The 17,534-nt window shown below is 29.1% G+C and carries 18 protein-coding genes; 5 read left to right on the forward strand and 13 right to left on the reverse strand.

From position 1 onward, the window contains the following. Positions 1–104 precede the first annotated feature (104 nt). The 5 genes from nagA to L992_RS05055 form a co-directional block, all read right to left on the reverse strand. A complete protein-coding gene (nagA, locus tag L992_RS05035; RefSeq protein WP_047383441.1) occupies positions 105–1,244 on the reverse strand; it encodes an N-acetylglucosamine-6-phosphate deacetylase in 1,140 nt (379 codons plus the stop codon). A 15-nt stretch (positions 1,245–1,259) separates the two neighbouring features. Next, entirely contained in the window at positions 1,260–2,090 is an 831-nt protein-coding gene (nagB, locus tag L992_RS05040) for a glucosamine-6-phosphate deaminase (protein ID WP_047383440.1), read from the reverse strand. A gap of 117 nt (positions 2,091–2,207) precedes the next feature. Next, positions 2,208–3,065, reverse strand: coding sequence for a MurR/RpiR family transcriptional regulator (locus L992_RS05045; protein WP_047383438.1), 858 nt, complete (start codon positions 3,063–3,065; stop codon positions 2,208–2,210). Beyond that, positions 3,065–3,985, reverse strand: coding sequence for a TIGR01212 family radical SAM protein (locus L992_RS05050; protein WP_047383436.1), 921 nt, complete (start codon positions 3,983–3,985; stop codon positions 3,065–3,067). Before L992_RS05050 ends, L992_RS05045 begins: the two co-directional genes overlap by 1 nt. Beyond that, on the reverse strand, positions 3,978–4,619 hold the full coding sequence (locus tag L992_RS05055) for an epoxyqueuosine reductase QueH (RefSeq protein ID WP_047383435.1): 642 nt from the start codon (positions 4,617–4,619) through the stop codon (positions 3,978–3,980). Before L992_RS05055 ends, L992_RS05050 begins: the two co-directional genes overlap by 8 nt. Before the next feature lie 103 nt (positions 4,620–4,722). Here L992_RS05055 and L992_RS05060 point away from each other — a divergent pair, with 103 nt between their 5' ends. After that, positions 4,723–5,277 (forward strand): DJ-1 family glyoxalase III, encoded by a 555-nt coding sequence (locus tag L992_RS05060; protein WP_047394746.1) that lies wholly within the window; start codon positions 4,723–4,725, stop codon positions 5,275–5,277. A gap of 65 nt (positions 5,278–5,342) precedes the next feature. Here L992_RS05060 and L992_RS05065 read toward each other — a convergent pair whose 3' ends face one another. From L992_RS05065 to L992_RS05085, 5 genes are all read right to left on the reverse strand, one after another. Then, positions 5,343–6,551 carry a radical SAM protein gene (locus L992_RS05065; protein WP_047383432.1) on the reverse strand — a complete coding sequence of 403 codons (1,209 nt, stop codon included), beginning with the start codon at positions 6,549–6,551 and terminating at the stop codon, positions 5,343–5,345. A gap of 30 nt (positions 6,552–6,581) precedes the next feature. Then, the gene (locus L992_RS05070; protein WP_047383430.1) at positions 6,582–8,171 is read right to left on the reverse strand and encodes an NAD(P)/FAD-dependent oxidoreductase; all 1,590 of its coding nucleotides are present in this window, start codon (positions 8,169–8,171) and stop codon (positions 6,582–6,584) included. A 73-nt stretch (positions 8,172–8,244) separates the two neighbouring features. Next, positions 8,245–8,517, reverse strand: a complete 273-nt coding sequence (locus tag L992_RS05075; RefSeq protein ID WP_047383428.1) for an HU family DNA-binding protein — start codon at positions 8,515–8,517, stop codon at positions 8,245–8,247. Positions 8,518–8,730: 213 nt separating this feature from the next. After that, the gene (locus L992_RS05080) at positions 8,731–9,312 is read right to left on the reverse strand and encodes an HD family hydrolase (RefSeq protein WP_047383426.1); all 582 of its coding nucleotides are present in this window, start codon (positions 9,310–9,312) and stop codon (positions 8,731–8,733) included. Between the two features lie 33 nt (positions 9,313–9,345). Then, the gene (locus L992_RS05085) at positions 9,346–10,560 is read right to left on the reverse strand and encodes a DEAD/DEAH box helicase (protein ID WP_081982712.1); all 1,215 of its coding nucleotides are present in this window, start codon (positions 10,558–10,560) and stop codon (positions 9,346–9,348) included. 169 nt (positions 10,561–10,729) lie between these two features. Between L992_RS05085 and L992_RS05090 the strand changes: the two genes are divergently transcribed. Further along, positions 10,730–11,683, forward strand: coding sequence for a carbohydrate kinase family protein (locus tag L992_RS05090; RefSeq protein WP_047383424.1), 954 nt, complete (start codon positions 10,730–10,732; stop codon positions 11,681–11,683). 92 nt (positions 11,684–11,775) lie between these two features. Here the strand turns inward: L992_RS05090 and L992_RS05095 are convergent, their stop codons facing one another. Both L992_RS05095 and L992_RS05100 read right to left on the reverse strand, forming a co-directional pair. Beyond that, a complete protein-coding gene (locus L992_RS05095) occupies positions 11,776–11,973 on the reverse strand; it encodes a hypothetical protein (RefSeq protein ID WP_047383421.1) in 198 nt (65 codons plus the stop codon). A gap of 348 nt (positions 11,974–12,321) precedes the next feature. Continuing rightward, positions 12,322–13,698: an MATE family efflux transporter gene (locus L992_RS05100; RefSeq protein WP_047383419.1), complete on the reverse strand. Its 1,377-nt coding sequence runs from the start codon at positions 13,696–13,698 to the stop codon at positions 12,322–12,324. Between the two features lie 91 nt (positions 13,699–13,789). Between L992_RS05100 and L992_RS05105 the strand changes: the two genes are divergently transcribed. The 3 genes from L992_RS05105 (at position 13,790) to L992_RS05115 (ending at position 16,872) form a co-directional block, all read left to right on the forward strand. Next, entirely contained in the window at positions 13,790–15,739 is a 1,950-nt protein-coding gene (locus tag L992_RS05105; protein ID WP_047394748.1) for a molybdopterin-dependent oxidoreductase, read from the forward strand. Between the two features lie 85 nt (positions 15,740–15,824). After that, entirely contained in the window at positions 15,825–16,532 is a 708-nt protein-coding gene (locus L992_RS05110; RefSeq protein WP_047394751.1) for a glycerophosphodiester phosphodiesterase, read from the forward strand. Between the two features lie 79 nt (positions 16,533–16,611). After that, positions 16,612–16,872: a metalloregulator ArsR/SmtB family transcription factor gene (locus L992_RS05115; protein WP_047383413.1), complete on the forward strand. Its 261-nt coding sequence runs from the start codon at positions 16,612–16,614 to the stop codon at positions 16,870–16,872. Positions 16,873–16,889: 17 nt separating this feature from the next. Here L992_RS05115 and L992_RS05120 read toward each other — a convergent pair whose 3' ends face one another. Beyond that, a complete protein-coding gene (locus L992_RS05120; protein ID WP_047383412.1) occupies positions 16,890–17,507 on the reverse strand; it encodes a Crp/Fnr family transcriptional regulator in 618 nt (205 codons plus the stop codon). Between the last annotated feature and the right edge of the window lie 27 nt (positions 17,508–17,534).

Genomic DNA, 17,534 nt, shown 5'->3' on the forward strand with positions numbered 1-17,534 from the left:
TTTTACTCCTTGAGTTCAAATTTTTCAATATTTTTTGGATAAATTTTTTCTATAGTTTCCTTATATAATAAAAAAAGGAGTAGAACACTCTACTCCTTATAAAACTATACTAGTTCACCTTTTGCTATAACTTTTTTCAATTTTAAATGTTTATCTAAAATTACGATATCTGCAAAATATCCAGGTGATATTTTTCCATATTCATTATCTATATTAATTGCTTTAGCTGGATAAAGAGTTGCCATTCTTATAGCCTCTTCTAAAGTTATGTCACAGAATTTAACTAGATTTCTAACTCCAGCATCCATAGTTAAAGCTGAGCCACCTAAAGTTCCATCCTCTCCAAAACATTTACCATCTTTATAGTAAACCTTATTTCCTTCGAAGTAGAAATATTCCATATCTGTTCCTACTGGTGCAGCAGCATCAGTAACTAAGAACAATCTTTCACCCATAATTTTTATAGCTGATTTTATAGCTGAATAATGACAATGGAAACCATCAGCAATAACTCCTGCTTTTATATCACTATCAAATATAGCTCCTACAACTCCAGGCTCTCTATGATTAAAAGAAGTCATAGCATTATATAAGTGAGTTGCAAGTGTTATTCCGAAACCTTCTTTTTCTTTCACTTCTTCATAAGTAGCGTTAGAATGCCCAACTGCTACATGAATACCTGCTAAATTAAGTTTCGAAATGATTCCTTTTTCTGTATTTTCTGGTGCTAATGTAATTATTTTTACATTTTCTTTTCCAGCAGCAACAATTTTATCTATCATAGCTTCATCAGCTTTTCTTATAAATTTAGGATTATGAATCCCTTTTTTATCTTTAGAGATATAAGGTCCTTCTATATGTAACCCTAAAATTCCATACTTACCTTTATTCTCAATACTTTGAACTAATTCTAAAGCTTTTTCTATATTTTCATCTCCAGTTGTAATTAACGTTGGAGTAAATGACGTACATCCGTATCTTAAATTTGTTTTATGCATAATTTCTAAAGTTTTTAAACTTATATCATCGTTGAAAAGAACTCCTCCACAACCATTAAGCTGTAAATCTATAAATCCAGGAGTTACATATCCTTTTTCTGCATCAATAACTTCTATTTCTCCATACACAGTTTTCAATTCATCTTCAGACAGTATATCTACTATTCTCTCTCCATCAAGAACTAAAGCTTTTCCAGTATAGAATTTATTTCCTATAAATAACTCTCCATTTATTATAGCTTTCATTAACAATCCATCTCCTTACTTTCCACAGCTTTTATATAATTCTTCAATTAATAAATCTGTATCTAAGTTAGCTTTTTCAATATCTTTAAAGTATCTATAAGTTCCAACTTTTAACTCTGTACAAGCAGCTTCGTCAGAAACAATAATTCCTTTTGGATGTAACTGAAGAGCACTGATAGTCCACATATGATTTACACCTTGTTCAACTGCATGATGTAAAGCTCTTGCTTTTCCATGTCCATTTACCATTATTAAAACTTCTTTTGCATCAAGAATTGTTCCAACTCCTACTGTCAATGAAAGTTTTGGTACTCTATCTACATCTCCTCCAAAGAATCTAGCGTTAGCTATAATCGTATCCATAGTTAACTCTTTGTCTCTAGTTCTTGAGCTTAAAGATGATCCAGGCTCATTGAAAGCAATATGTCCATCAGGTCCGATTCCTCCTAAGAATAAATCGATTCCTCCAACTGATTTTATTTTTGCTTCATAATCTTCACACTCTTGTTTGTAATCAGTTGCTAAACCATTAAGTATATTTATATTTTCTTGTTTTATATCTATATGTTTAAAGAAATTCTCATACATATAGTAATGGTAACTTTGATCATTAGCTGGAGATAATCCAACATACTCATCCATATTAAATGTAATAATGTTTTCAAAAGATATTATTCCATCCTTACAGAATTGAATTAATCTTCTATACATTTCTAGAGGTGTTCCTCCAGTAGGTAATCCTAATACGAATGGTTTTTCAGCTGTTGGCTTTGCAGCTAATATTTTTTTTGCAACATATACAGCTGCCCAATCCCCAATATTTTTTTCTGTTATAATTACTCTCATTAAAATCACTCCCTTGATTTAATTATATATTCTATAATAAAGTTACCATTTATTTTCTTAAAAGTCAATCTTTTTCGAAACTTTTTTTCTTTAGAGTTTCATTTTAATGAATTATATTTACATTTTGAATTTTTTTACACTCTCAACAGCATCACCAATTAACCTATTTGCTGTATCTCTATCCATTTGAATCAATTTTATATAAAGAATATCAATAACAGTAAGTTGAGCCATTCTAGAAGAAAGTGAAGTAGATCTTAAGTTACTTTTTTCTACAATTGTACTAAGAGAAATGTCTCCGATATCTTTTATTGGATTTGTAGCAAATTTAGTTAATGTGATTACCTTAACTCCTCTATCTTTAAATTCTAAAATACTTTGATAAATATCTAATGTTTGCCCACTATATGATATAACAAATACAACATCTCCCTCTCCTGCTGTTGATGCATTTGTCAGTTGAATATGTTGATCAGTTTCAAATATAACATTTTTTCCTAACTCCCAAAGCTTGTATTGGAAATCTCTCGCAATAATTCCTGAAAATCCAGCTCCTAGAATAAATATTCTATTAGCTTTCTCAATAGCTTCAGCAGCCTTTTCAATCTCTTCAAAATTTAAAATTTTATATGTATCTTCAACACTTTTAATATTTTCATAAACTACTTTCTTAGCTAGGACCTCTGTGTTGTCTTCAAACTGAATTTCATCATAAATTATATTTATCTCTTTTTCGTTGTTTCTCATAGCTAAATCACCAGCTAAAGCTATTTTAAATTCAGGAAATCCTTTAAATCCTAGTTTCTTAGCAAATCTAACAACTGAAGCCTGACTTACATCACATTTTATTGCTAAATCATAAGTATTCAAAACTTTTATTGCATCTGTATTTTCTAATAAAAAATTTGATATTCTTTTCTCATTTTTTGTAAAACTTTCTTGAAACTCTTTTAATTTTATAAGTGTACCACCCATTATTCATCCTCCATTTTTATATTTTCTCTTTTTTTAAGTTCTTTTTCTATTTCATTTAAAACTTTACGTTTATTTAAGCTCCACTGAGGTTCTATAACCTCCTCCTTTTTTCCATCGCCAGTTATTCTATGTACAACCATATTTTCTGGAAGTGATTCTAAAATTGTTACAACCATCTCTACATACTCTTCCAAAGAAAAAACTTTAAATTTAATCTCATTATAAAGCTTTTCTAATCTTGTTCCTTTTATAATATGAAGAGAATGAATCTTTATTCCCCAAGCACCAGAATCAACAATACACTTGGCAGTTTTTAGAATATTCTCTCTCTCCTCGTTAGGTAGACCAATAATCATATGTGTTACAAACTTTATGTTTTTTTCTTTTAATCTTTTTGCGGTATCTAAATAAACAGGTAAATCATAACCTCTATTTATAAGTTTAGCTACTTTATCATCCACAGTTTGTAATCCTAATTCTAACCAAAAGAAATATTTTTGATTAATTTCATCTAAAAGTTGTAAAATATCATCATCAATACAATCAGGTCTAGTTCCTATAGCTAATCCTAAAACTTTAGGATGGTTCAATGCCTCATAGTACATCTCTCTTAAATGTTTTACATCACCATATGTATTTGTAAAATTTTGAAAATAAGCAATTACTTTCTTATCCTTTATTTTATCTTGAAGAAATTCTAATTGTTCATCTATTTGCTCTGTTATAGTTTTTTTTCTACTTCCTGCAAAATCACCACTTCCAGCATCACTACAAAATACACATCCTCCATAAGCAACTTTACCATCTCTATTAGGACAAGTGAATCCACCGTCTAAAGAAACTTTAAAAATTTTCTCTTTGAATGTTTCTTTGAAATAATCATTGAGTGAATAGAACCTTCTATTATTATACTTAACCATCTATCTTTTCCTTTTCTCTCTCTTTTTCAATTCTTTCTAATTTAGAATAGATACATCCACAATAATCTTGTCTATATAGTTCGTGTTCTTTAGAAAGTGTAACACTTCTTAAGTATCTACTTTTTTTCTTAAAATCGCCTTTTAAAAATTTAACACCATACTCTTTTTCAAGTTCAATCCCTATCTCATTGATCCATTGAGAATTTTTCATAGGACTGATACTTAATACAGTTGTAAAATATTCGTATCCCAGCTCTTTTGCTTTTTTAGCTGTAGCTTCCATTCTTAATCTATAGCACTTATGGCATCTAGCACCTCCCTCCTTCTCTTTTTCAAAGCCTTTTATTTTTTCTATAAAATCTTTTCCAGGACTATACTCTCCTTCTATAATAGTCATTCCAAATTCCATAACATCATTAAAAGTATATTGCTCTTCTAATCTTGTTATATATTCCTCTTTTTCAGTAATATTAGGATTATAAAAATATATATCAATATCTACATATGTTTTTAAATACTCAAGTATTGCACAGCTACACGGTGCACAACAAGAATGTATCAATAATTTTTTCCCACTATTAATACCAATCTTATCAAGTTCTTTTTGCATCTCTAATTCATAGTTTGTTTTCATATAATCATTCCTTTTTTCATTTATATATTGATTATATCATATAATCTAGTGTTTTTTTAAGGTTTCTGTTATAATTAAATTAAATATTTTTCGGAGGTGTTTTATGAATAAAAAAATTTTTGTTATGTTAGCTAATGGATTTGAACTTATTGAAGCGATGGCACCAATAGACATTTTAAGAAGAGCTGGATTAAATGTTGTAACTGTATCTACTTTAGAAAACTCTTTAGAAGTTGAATCAGCTCAAAAAGTTAAAGTTTTAGCTGATACTAATATTGAAAATATAAATTCAGGAGAGGGAGTTATGGTTGTTATTCCTGGTGGATTCCCTGGATTTGTTAATCTTAGAACAGATGAAAAAGTTGTTGAAATTGTAAAAGAATATTTAAATGATAATAGATACGTAGGTGCTATATGTGGAGGACCTACAATTTTAGGTATAAACGACTTAGTTGGAGATTATAAATTCACTTGTCACACTTCTGTAAAAGATGATATGAAGAGTTCTAATTATATGGAGGGGGATGCTATTATTGACAGAAATTTAATCACATCTCCAGGAGCTGGAAAATCTCTTGAATTTGGATTTGCTTTAGCTAGTATTTTTGTAGATGAAGAAGCAATATTAAAAGTAAAAAAAGGTATGGAGTTAGCATAATAAAATATATTTAAATAAAAATAAAATGAAGAGATCATATTAGACCTCTTCATTTTTTAATTTTTTTACTCTTCGTCCTCTTCATCTTCTTCGTCAAAGAAACCGTCATACATTTCATCTTCCTCTTCAATTAGAAGAAAATCTATTTCATCAATGCAGTTTTCTAATTTTAAATTTTCAGGTAACTCATCTTCATTTAAGAATTTGAAATCTTCATCCTCTAACGTTGCTAAGAATAAGTGAGGTAAGAATCTATCAAACTCACTCATATAAGTAGTAGCACCAAAAGGTTGCCCTTGTTTTGAATTTTTATTTAATTCTCTAGAGTATTTTGTATGATTTGAACAATCGTGAACAACAACTGGCCAGTTTTCTTCAACAGCCGCTTTCATCAATTTAAATGTAATCTCTCTAGACCAAAGTGGAGATATGTATCCTCTTCTAGCCATATACATTCTCTCTCCAACATAGTTATTTATATTGTCCTCTCCAAAATGAAGTTCAGCACAATTTATAAAATCTATACCTGTATTTAAAATAGCTTCTTTTTTCTTTAGAAACTCACTATAAAACTCTGGAGTCATTGGAGTTTCTATTCCTACCATTGGAATATATTCTTTTGCAATAGCCATGTTTTCAATAACTTTGTCACTACACTTAACAGCACCTAAATTAAATCTTAACTCATTTAATCCAGCTTCTCCTAATTTTTGTAGGTTTTCTCTTGTGCAAAGAGATCCGTTTGTATACATATGTTGATATACTCCAGCATCACTAAGTTTTTTAATAATTCCATAGTATTTTTCAATTTCTAAGAATGGTTCTAAATAAACATATGCAATTCCACTTGGTTTTTTCTGTATTGATAATAATAGGTCTATATCCTCTTCATAGTAAAGAGTTTCTCCAATTTCCCACATTCCATCAGGGATAGGCTCTTGATTATCGATATTATCATGGTAGTAACAAAACTTACAAAGTAAATTACATTCATGAGTTTTTCTTATTCCACCTAGACCGTCACCAAATAAGCAAGAAACACAACCTTTTGGAAACTTTTGCTGATCTCCTACAAAGAATGTTCTTCCTTTTAAATCTTTTAAATCTCCAATTTCAGATTTCATATCAGCATGTTTTTTATTTACTGCTAACTCAATCTGTCTCATAGTTGACTCTATAATCGGATTAAATCTTTTATATACCTCTGTTTTATCTCCTGAAAGAGATGATAAATGGCTAAACCATTCTAACGCATCTTTTTTTGAAATTCTCATTATTTCTCTCCTATTCTTTAACTACTCTAATTATTCTTTTGTTGCAAATGCTAAATCTATAATCTTAAACCCATCAATGGCGGCACTGATTATTCCACCTGCATACCCAGCTCCCTCTCCTATTGGATAAAGTCCTTTTGTATTGATTGATTCTCCAAGTTCATTTCTAGTTATTTTTACTGGTGCAGAAGTTCTTGTTTCTGGACCAATTAAGTTTGCATGTTCACTTATAAAGTTTCTTTGAGTTTTTTCCCAATATCCCATAGCCATTTTCATATTATCAGCTATAACTTTAGGGAATAGGTTATTCAAATCGTAACTCTTAAGTTCCATCTCATAACTCGATTCTATTTTTCTATTTGTTTTCTTTCCTTTTAAGAAATCCAATGTATTTTGATAAAGAGCTCCATAGTTTCCAACCTCGTCGTATGTTGCTTTTTCTAATTTATCTTGATATTCCATTCCTGAGAATAGCTCATCTCCGAATTCGTTTGCTTTTACTCCTACAACTAAAGCCGAATTAGAGAATCTGCCATCTCTTGTAGAGTAACTCATTCCATTTACTAAACTTCCACCCTCTTGCGATGCAGCATTAACTATCACTCCACCTGGACACATACAGAATGAGAATACTCCTCTCTCCTCTTCTCTATTGTTATAAGTTAAGCTATACGTTGCGGCTTCTAAGTTTGGATGAGATGCCATCTTCCCATATTGCATAGCATCTATATCAACTCTTGGATGTTCAATTCTAGCCCCTATAGCAAATGGTTTATTTTCCATAAATACACCTTTAGAATGTAACATTCTATATGTATCTCTTGAAGAGTGTCCAATTCCTAAAACAATATGATCAAACAGTTCAATCTCTTCAGTTACAATTGAAGACTTTAAGTTTTGAAGTTTTAATCCTTTTACTACTCCATCTAAAATAATAATATCTTTTATTAGAGTACTGAAGTGAAACTCTCCACCCATTTTTATAATTTTCTCTCTCAGATTTTTTACTACTACTTTTAAAATATCTGTTCCTACATGTGGTTTGTAATCCCAAAGAATTTGTTCTTGAGCTCCATTCTCTACTAACTCTAAGAAAACTTTATTCATGTATCCACTTTTAACTCTAGTGTTTAGCTTTCCATCCGAGTAAGTTCCAGCTCCTCCCTCTCCAAATTGTATATTCGAGTTTGGATTTAGCATACTGAACTTTACAAATTCATCGATAGTCTTATCTCTATCATCAACTTTTTCTCCACGTTCATATATAATCGGTTTAATTCCAAGTTCACATAGTCTTAAAGCTGCAAATAGACCAGCTGGTCCTGCTCCAATAACAGCAACTCTTTCTATTCCTGACTTTGCAGTTAAAACATCTTCTAAAATCTCTTTAGCTAGATTAACATTTGTTAAAGTAGCTACATCTACATCACTTTTTAGTGTTACCTCTATATTGTAAACAAATTTTATATCCGTTTTTTTCCTACTATCTATTGATCTCTTTGAGTATTCTATTCTCTCTATATTTTCTGCTTTAATACCTCTTTTGATGATCTCTTTTTTCAGTTCAAGGTTTTGATCTCTCTCAATAGAAACATTAATATTGTTTATAACAACTTTCACTTTACACCTCTTTTTCAATAAAAAAGCTTCGAATGTTATTCTCCAAAAGAATTGTATTCGAAGCATTCCATAATTATCCTATTTTTTCCTCTAAAGTTTTACCAACTCTAAATTTAACAACTTTTTTCTCTTTTAATTTCATTTTCTTACCTGTTTGTGGGTTTCTTACGTGTCTGGCTGCTCTAGTAACTACTTCAAATTTTCCCCATCCGATAAATGATACTGGTTCACCTTCAACTAGCTTTTGTTCAACTAAATCTAAAAATAACTTAACTGCTTTCTCTGCATCTTTTTTAGTGTATTCACCTGTTTTTGCAAATAATTCGATAAACTCTTTTTTAGTCATTGTTACCCTCCTTGAACTATTATAAAATATAGTATACAAGAAACCAAAAACTTGAAAACCCTTGATTTATGGTATCTTTAAACCGATTATACTCACTAAACCCTTAAATGTCAATAGTTTATAGTGATTTTTTTAGTTTTTTTGCTTTTTTCTACTAAATAATACCATAAAGGTAGATAAAAATCAATCAAAGATAACCTTTTTAAAAAAATTTTATTTGATTATTCCTCTCTCCTTATATGATAAAAGTTGAGGTAACATATATTTTTCATACAGTTCTGGAGTATATATTTTTATAACTTCAGCTCTTTTTAAAACCATCTCTAACGGAGCATTAAATTTTTTCCAAGTATGACCATCTGAAGTTAAATTTTGCATAAACCCTTGATATCTATCACACACATTTGCAAATTTAGCTTCATTGCTCTCACAATCTTCAAATTCTATCCATAAATTTAAGAAATACTCTTTTTGATCTTCTGGTAGGAGAGAGAAAATTTTTACAGCGGCTTTCAGTTCCTCTTCTCTCTTATCTGCTCTTTGAGCACCAAAAGCGGGAGTATCTCCTGCGTAAATTTCAACTAAGTCATGTATAAGTATCATTTTTAATGATTTCTCTAAATCTACCTCTTCTATAAAATACTCTTTTATAGTTAATGCTACTAGGGCCATATGCCAGCTGTGCTCTGCATCGTTTTCCTCTCTTTTTCCTTCAACAACTAAAGATTGTCTGAAAACATCCTTTATTTTGTCAATTTCAAATAAAAATTCCATCTGCTTTTGTATTCTTTCCATTTAAACACACAACCCCTTTTTTTAGTTTCGTTTTTATCTTCTATAACGCTTTTTTTGCTCTTCTATATTTTTTGTTCTTGCGTTTATTTTCTTATTGTATTTCTTTTTAGGAAGTTCTAGTGTTGACATGACCCCTGTAACATATTCAATCTCTTTTTCTGGAATGGCTATTCCCATATGCTTTTGAATATCAACTAACATCTCTGTATTTCTATCAGTTACAAAAAGATATGAGTCCCCTTTCTCTCCGGCTCTTCCTGTTCTACCAATTCTATGGATGTAGCTCTCTACGTCCTCTGTTATATCATAATTAAAGATATGAGTTACACCTGTTATATCGACACCTCTAGCGGCAACATCAGTAGCTACTAAAAATTGAAACTCTACATCTTTAAAGGCTTTCATTATTTTTTCTCTTTTAGCTTGTGGAATATCACTATGAAGCTTCTGACAAGAGTATCCTCTTGCCGAAAGTTCCTCTTCTAAACTATCCACTCTAACTTTTGTTCTACAGAAAATAATTCCCATAAATGGATTTGTTTCATTAAGAAGAGAGCAAAGAGTATCTAACTTTCTTCTATCACTTGTTTTAATTAGATGTTGATTTATATTTGCTAATTTATTTTCTTTGCTTTCTATAACTATATTTACCGGCTCTTTTGTTATTCTGTACGCCATTTTCTTAACTGTTGAATCAATTGTTGCTGAGAAACATAAAGTTTGTCTTTTTCTATTACAAACTTCTATAATCTTATCAATTTCATTTCTGAATCCCATAAGTAGCATTTGATCTACTTCATCTAAAATAAGAGTTTTTATCTTAGAAAGATTTATTGCCTTTCTTTCTATCAAATCTACTAATCTTCCAGGTGTACCTATAACGATATCAACTCCTGCATTCAGATTTTCAATTTGTCCTGCAATCTCTCTCCCTCCATAAGTAAGAAGTATTTTCTTATTTTCAAAATTTATTTTTTCTAACTCATCAGCAATTTGAATAGCTAACTCTCTTGTAGGAACTACTATTAATGCTCCTGGTTCTTTTCCAGATTTATTTAACTTTTGTATTAATGGAATTCCAAAGGCAAATGTCTTTCCACTTCCTGTTGAAGCTTGCCCTATTACATCTTTATCATTTAAAATTACTGGAATAGCTTCTATTTGAATCTCTGTTGGTTCTTTTATACCTTTTTTAGCTAAAAGATCAACTATATTTTTATTAACTTTTAATTCATTAAAATTACTCACATATTCTCCTTTAATCACATATATTCTTCAATTGTTTATTATAACATTAATCTCTAAAAAAAGAAATAAATAAACATAAGTTTAATTCTATAATTTTAATCTTTGACTTTTGTAAAAAATCTGTTAAAATATATTTATTTATTTTTTTTATATTTAGGAGGAATTTGTAATGCAAGATTGTCTAAGCGGACAAAAATATATACTAGTTTTTGGAGCTTCTGTTGTTGATATGTTTGGTTTTTGCAACTCATCATACAAAGCCTGTGATTCTATTCCAGGAAAGATAAAAATATCTTTTGGAGGAGTTTCTAGAAATATAGCTGAGAATATGGCCAGAGTTGGAATTAAAACTAAATTTATATCAATTGTAGGAGACGATGAGATTGGTCGTTCTATGTTAACACACTCTTTAAAAATTGGGTATGATATGACTAATTCTCTAATTTTAGAGGGAAAAAGTACACCTACATATATGGCGATACTAGATCAAACTGGAGAAATGGTTTCAGCTGTTGCGGATTTAGATAGTATTAGTGCTATGACAACAGACTTCATAGATTCTAAGGGACCTATGATTGAAAATGCTGCTTTCACATTCTTAGATGCGGATGATCCTAGCAACTTAGAATATCTTTTAACTAAATTCAATGGAAAAACTAATTTCATTCTAGATCCTATCTCTTCTACAAAAGCTGAGAAAGTAAAACATCTAATTAAATATTTCCATACTATAAAACCTAATAGAGTTGAAGCAGAGGTTTTATCAGGAATAAAAATAAATACTAGAGAAGATTTAGAGAAGGTTGGAAAATACTTCCTTTCTCTAGGAATTAAAAATGTATTTATTAGTTTAGATGCAGATGGAATCTATTATACAAATGGAACAGAAAGTGGAACTTTAAAAGCTACTGATGTTACAGTTAAAAATGTAACTGGAGCAGGAGATTCTTTCGTTGCTGGATTAGGATTTGGGTACATGAATGACTTATCTATAAAAGATACAGTTAAGTTTGCTATGGCTATGTCAATTGTTACAATAGCTCACGAAGAGACTATTCACCCGAAAATGGGGCATGAATTAATCGCAGAGATTATAGAAAAAACAAATTGGATAGAAAATTAAAAAAATGGACTTTAAAGTCCATTTTTTTCTAATTTTTTTTGAATATAAAAAGCTGGCTTAGCCAGCTTTTAAATCTATCTTTTACTTAATTATTATTCTTCTTCTAAAATAAGCTCATTAAATCTTTTTTTGTCATTCACCACTCTATTTTTACTTTTTTCTTTAAAATCCTTTTTCATTTTCAGAACCTTTTTTTTATCCTCTTTAGTTCCTCCTCTTCCAAATTCTTTTGGAATGTAATCCATTTCATCATCTTCGAATTGATCAAAGTTCATTCTTCCGTTAGCCATTTTAATCTCCTTTTAATTTTTGAGAAAGTATTTAACTTTCTATTAAGATATTTATTATATTTTCCTCATTTTGTCAATAGATTTTTAATTAAATTATTTTTAACACTTTAAATATACTGATTTTTAAATATTTTTCCTTTTTTGAGTAGATATATTATTTTTAATATATCTATATCATATAATTATTATATTTGTTAAATTTATTAATTTCATATATACTAAACTCAGTACATTATTTCCTTATGATGTATAGTAAAGTGTGTGTGTGGTGAAAAATGGGTTCTTTGAAAAAAGGACCCATTTTTCTTTTTATAGAAAATGAGTCCTTTTTACTTTATATTTATTTTATTATTCGTATACCCTCATTTTAAATAATGAAGATTGAGATCCGTTATATTTACTTAAATTCTTAGTTACCATTATTAAAGTTACAATTCCAGCAATCAAATCACAAATAGGTTGTGCTAACCATATTCCTGTTAATCCGTACATTTTAGAGAAAATCATAATTAAAGGAATTAATAGTATAACTTGTCTTAATAAACTTAAGAACATCGCTGCCTTCCCCTCTCCTATAGCTAAGAAATAGTTACTTCCAGCCATACCTACAGCAATTGCAGGCATCGCCATTAAATATATTCTCATACCGTGAATCGAAATTGCCATAATATCAGGATTTTTATTAAATAATCCAATTATAGCTGCTGGGAAAACTTCAACTAAAAATAATGCGATAGCAAAGATTATTATTCCAGACCATGTCGCAATTTTATAAGCTTCTTCCATTCTCTTGTATTGCTTAGCACCAAAATTATAACCAATAATAGGTTGAGCACCTTGAGAAATTCCATAAACTGGCATGAAACAAAGTAGCGCGACAGCATTTACGGTTGCCATAGCACCTATTGCTAAATCTCCACCATGTAACTTCAAAGCGTTATTATTTACAACTTGAACCATACTTGTTGCTAGCTGCATTGTAAAAGGTGAAATTCCGATTGCCAAAATTAATTTTACAATATCTTTATCTAAAGCTAAATTAACTTTTTTAATTTTTAAATTTGATTTTTTACTCATATAGTATGCAAATGATAAAACTGCTGTCATAACTTGTGATAACACAGTCGCTATTGCAGCTCCTTTTATTCCTAGTCCAAATGTAAATATAAAAATTGGGTCTAGCACTATATTAACAAAACAGCTTATTACCATTATCGCTGAACAGATTTTAGGATTCCCATCAGCTCTTATTGTACTATTTAAAGCATATCCCATTATATTAAAAACAGTTCCATAAAGTATAATTGTTATATATTCTCTTGCGTACTTCAGTGTATTTTCACTTGCTCCAAAAGCTTTTAATATAGGATCTTTATATATACTTCCTAAAATTGTTATTACTAATCCTAAAATTATAGATAGTGTGATAATATTTCCCATTATTTTTTCAGCACTATCTCTTCTCTTTTCTCCTAATTTAATTGAGATGTTAGCTGTAGCTCCTATTCCTATTAACATTGAAAAGGCTAAAGCTATTGTAACTATTGGCATAGTTATCCCTACTCCTGTTATGGCCAAAGCTCCAACATCTTTCATATTCCCTATAAATATTCTATCCACAACATTGTATAAGGCACTTACTAGCATACTAATTATGGCAGGAATAGAATACTTTACAAGTAATCTCTTGATATCTCCATTATGTAGTGTTAATTCTTGTTTCACATTGTCCTCCTTAATTTTTTCTCATCCTTTCATCATAACATTTTTTTTAAAAATATGATATAATTTATTTAAATTTTTTAGGAGGTTTTTGATGAAAATTTTTAGAAATAGCTGTTCTTTAGATTGTTTTGATGTTTGTAAAATTGATGTCTATAAAAAAGATGGAAGAGTTGTAAAACTAGAAGGAAGTAGAGACAATTCGTTAACTGATGGATTTTTATGTTCAAAAGGTTTAAAACATTTAAATCGTTTGTATGATGAAAATCGTATTTTAAAACCTCTATTAAAAGTAGGAGAGGGATTTAAAGAAATCAGCTTTGAAGATGCAATAGAAATTGTAAATTCAAAGTTAATAAAAATAAAAAAAGATGGACTTACAAATTCAATCATTCATTATAGCGAGTCAGGAGCTGGTGGATTATTAAAAGGTATTCACGATATATTTTTTAATTTTTTAGGTGGAATATCTACAGCAACAGGTGGAACTTGCTGGTCTGCTGGATGTGCTGCTCATGATTATGATTTTGGTGGAAGACAAACTAGTGATTTAGATGATATGAAAAATGCTAATGTAATTATTCTTTGGTCTAGAAATCCTGCAGTGACTTCTGTTCATCTTTATAAAAAACTTGTTGAAATGAAAAAGTTAGGAATTAAAATAGTAACTATTGATTTTAGAAAAAATGAAACATCAACAATAAGTGATCTTCATATAAATTTGAGAGCTGGAGGTGACGGAGCTTTAGCTTTAGCTCTAAGTAGATTAGCTTTAGAAAAAAATACTGTAGATAGAAATTTTATAGATGAAAATATCTATGGATTTGAAAAATTCTCAAAATATCTTTCAACATTAAATATGAATGAATTGATTGAGGAGTGTGGTGTATCAAGCGAAAAAATTAATGAGTTATTTAAATTAATATCTATTGGAAATGTAATGACCTTTATAGGTTATGGTATGCAAAGATATATTAACGGTGGAAATAATGTTAGAGCTATCGATGCTTTAATGTCTATGACAGGAAATATTGGAAAAAGTGGAGCTGGTGTTTTTTATTCTAGTAAAATATATCCTCAAATTTTAAATAGAGATCCATACCTTAGTTTGAATTACGCGATTAATTCTAGAGAGTTCGCAATCACAAATTTTGCTAATTTCGTAAAAGAAAATACTATTGAAGCTATTTTTATAAGTAAGGCTAATCCTTTGAATCAACTTCCTGATTTAAATAAAACTTTAGATGCATATAAATCGATTCCATTTAAAGTTTGTTTTGATATGTTTTTAACTGATACTGCTAAGAACAGTGATTTAATAATTCCAGTAACAAATACTTTAGAAAGTGAGGATATTATATACTCTTCTATGCTTATGCCTTCACTTATGTATAATGAAAAAGTTGTAGATCCTGAAACTAAAGAGATGGATGAATATTTCTTTTTCCAAAGTTTAGCTAAAAAAATGAATTTAAAATCTTATCCTATTGTTTCAAAAGAGGAATATCTAAATAAAGTACTCGCTCCTTTAAACATAACTTTAGATGATCTTAAAAAGAGGGATATTAATATTCAAAAGGGGCATGTAGCTTGGGAAGATAAAAAGTTTAATACCCCTTCTGGAAAAATTGAAATATATAGTGAAACCGCATTAAAGGATGGAGCTGAACCTATGCCTATACTTATGAAAGCTTCTAAAAATTCTAGTGAATATCCCATCAGACTAATTACACCACATGCTAAAAATTCTCTATTTAATCAACATGTTGGTGATATTGAAGATATATCTCAGATATTTATATCTCATGAAAATTCTGAAAAATTAGAGGAGGGGGATATTGTTCTTGTTTCATCTAAAAATGGAAGTATAAAATCAAAAATCAAATTTGATTTCGATTTAAAAAAAGATGAGGCTTATATCTTTATGCAATGGAGTAAAGCTCAAGGTAATCCTAATTTTTTAACAAATAGTTTAGCTTCAGACATTGGAGGTCAGGTAGCATATTACGATACTTTTATAAATATAAAAAAAATCTCTGTTTAAATCCTGTAAATGAATTTGACTTTTAAGTTCAAAAAAAATATAATGATTTTGAAATTTATTAAGTAAGTTAATCTCGGGAGGATTTATGGAAATTTTAGCACATAGAGGAGCTTCAGGAACAGCTCCAGAAAATACAATTGCAGCATTCAAAAAAGCTATGGTTGATGGTTGTGATGGTTTTGAATTTGATGTACAACAGACCAAAGATGGTAAAATGGTTATTTTTCATGACTGGACTTTAGAAAGAACATCGAATGGTAATGGATATGTTAGAGAACACACTTTAGAAGAGTTGAAAAAATTAGATGCTGGAAGTTGGTTTAGTGAGGAGTTTAAAGAAGAAAAGATCCCTACTTTAGAGGAAACTTTAGATCTAATTCCAGATCACATGTTAATCAATATCGAGTTAAAAGAGGAGTATTCAAGAGAAAGAGGTTCTGAAAAAATTTTAGTAGATATAATCCAACAATATCCAACTAAAAATATTATAGTATCATCTTTTAGTCACAATCTTTTAAAAAATATAAAAAATCTAGATTCGTCTATCAAAATTGGAATTTTAGTTGAAAGTACTCTTATTAATTTAGATAAATATATTGAAAATTTAGGATTTGAATTAACTGCATATCACCCTGCTAAAAGTTTTATCCTTGAAGAAGATGTGAAGTATCTAAAGAGTAAAAATATCGATATAAACGTTTGGACTGTCAATTCATCTAAAGATGCAGAAGTACTAAAAAAAATGGGCGTTACAAGAATAATTACAAACTATCCAAAAGAGATAAGAGAATAATTCATTGACTTTTTCTCTCCTGTACGATACCATAGTATTATTAGATACAATCATCATAAGTATTTGAAGGAGAAATATAATGGAAAAAGAAGTGAAAATCCTAAAAGCTTTAGCACACCCGCTAAGATTAGAAATAATCAAATTACTTTCAAATGAAGAAAGTCTTTGCGTTTGTAAAATACAAGATTTTTTTAATGCTACACAATCTAATTTATCTCAACATTTAAAAATTTTAAAAGAAGCTGATATCTTAGCTTCTAAAAAAAATGGCGGATGGGTTTATTATAATCTTAAAAATAAAAAAGTTATTGATGTGATAAACATTTTAAAGGATAGTTAAATCTATCCTTTTTTTGTTTATAAAATTTGAATGTTTTTTCCATTTTTTAAAATTTTTTGTTCTTCTACAAGTTTTTTCAAAACTTTTCTTAAATGCCTATCAGAAATTTTTAAATACTCTGCCATATCTATATACTTTATTTTTTCTATTTTATTATGATTTGATAATTCTTTTAAATAATCTAAAATTCTTTCTTCTAAAGGTTGTTGATGATAACTTAATACTCTGCTCATCGTTGTAGTTAATTTATCGGTTATTGTTTTTAAAAGAAGCTCATAAAGCTCATCGTTTTGACTAATCATTTTTTTGAAATCAGTTCTTAATATTCCAATCATAATGCAAGGTGTTAATGCCTCTACATTTACATTTATATCTTTATTTTGAATATATTCAACTTCACCTAAAATTTGCATAGGTTTAGTAAACTCAATAAGAATCTCTTTATTTCCGTAAAATGCTGAATAGACTTTAACTTTTCCTTCTACAAAAAAATATATAGTTTGTGATTCTTCTTCTACAGAAAATATCATCTCGCCTTTTTGAAATCTTTTTATATATAATTTATTTAAAAATTCATTTTTTATACAATTTTCTAAATTATATTTTTTTAAATAGTATTTTATTTCATTCTTCATTTTAACCTCTTTTTTTAATTAGCGGAT

Origin of the sequence: Cetobacterium sp. ZOR0034 (assembly GCF_000799075.1) — a bacterium.
In the GTDB taxonomy this organism is placed as follows: Bacteria; Fusobacteriota; Fusobacteriia; order Fusobacteriales; family Fusobacteriaceae; genus Cetobacterium_A.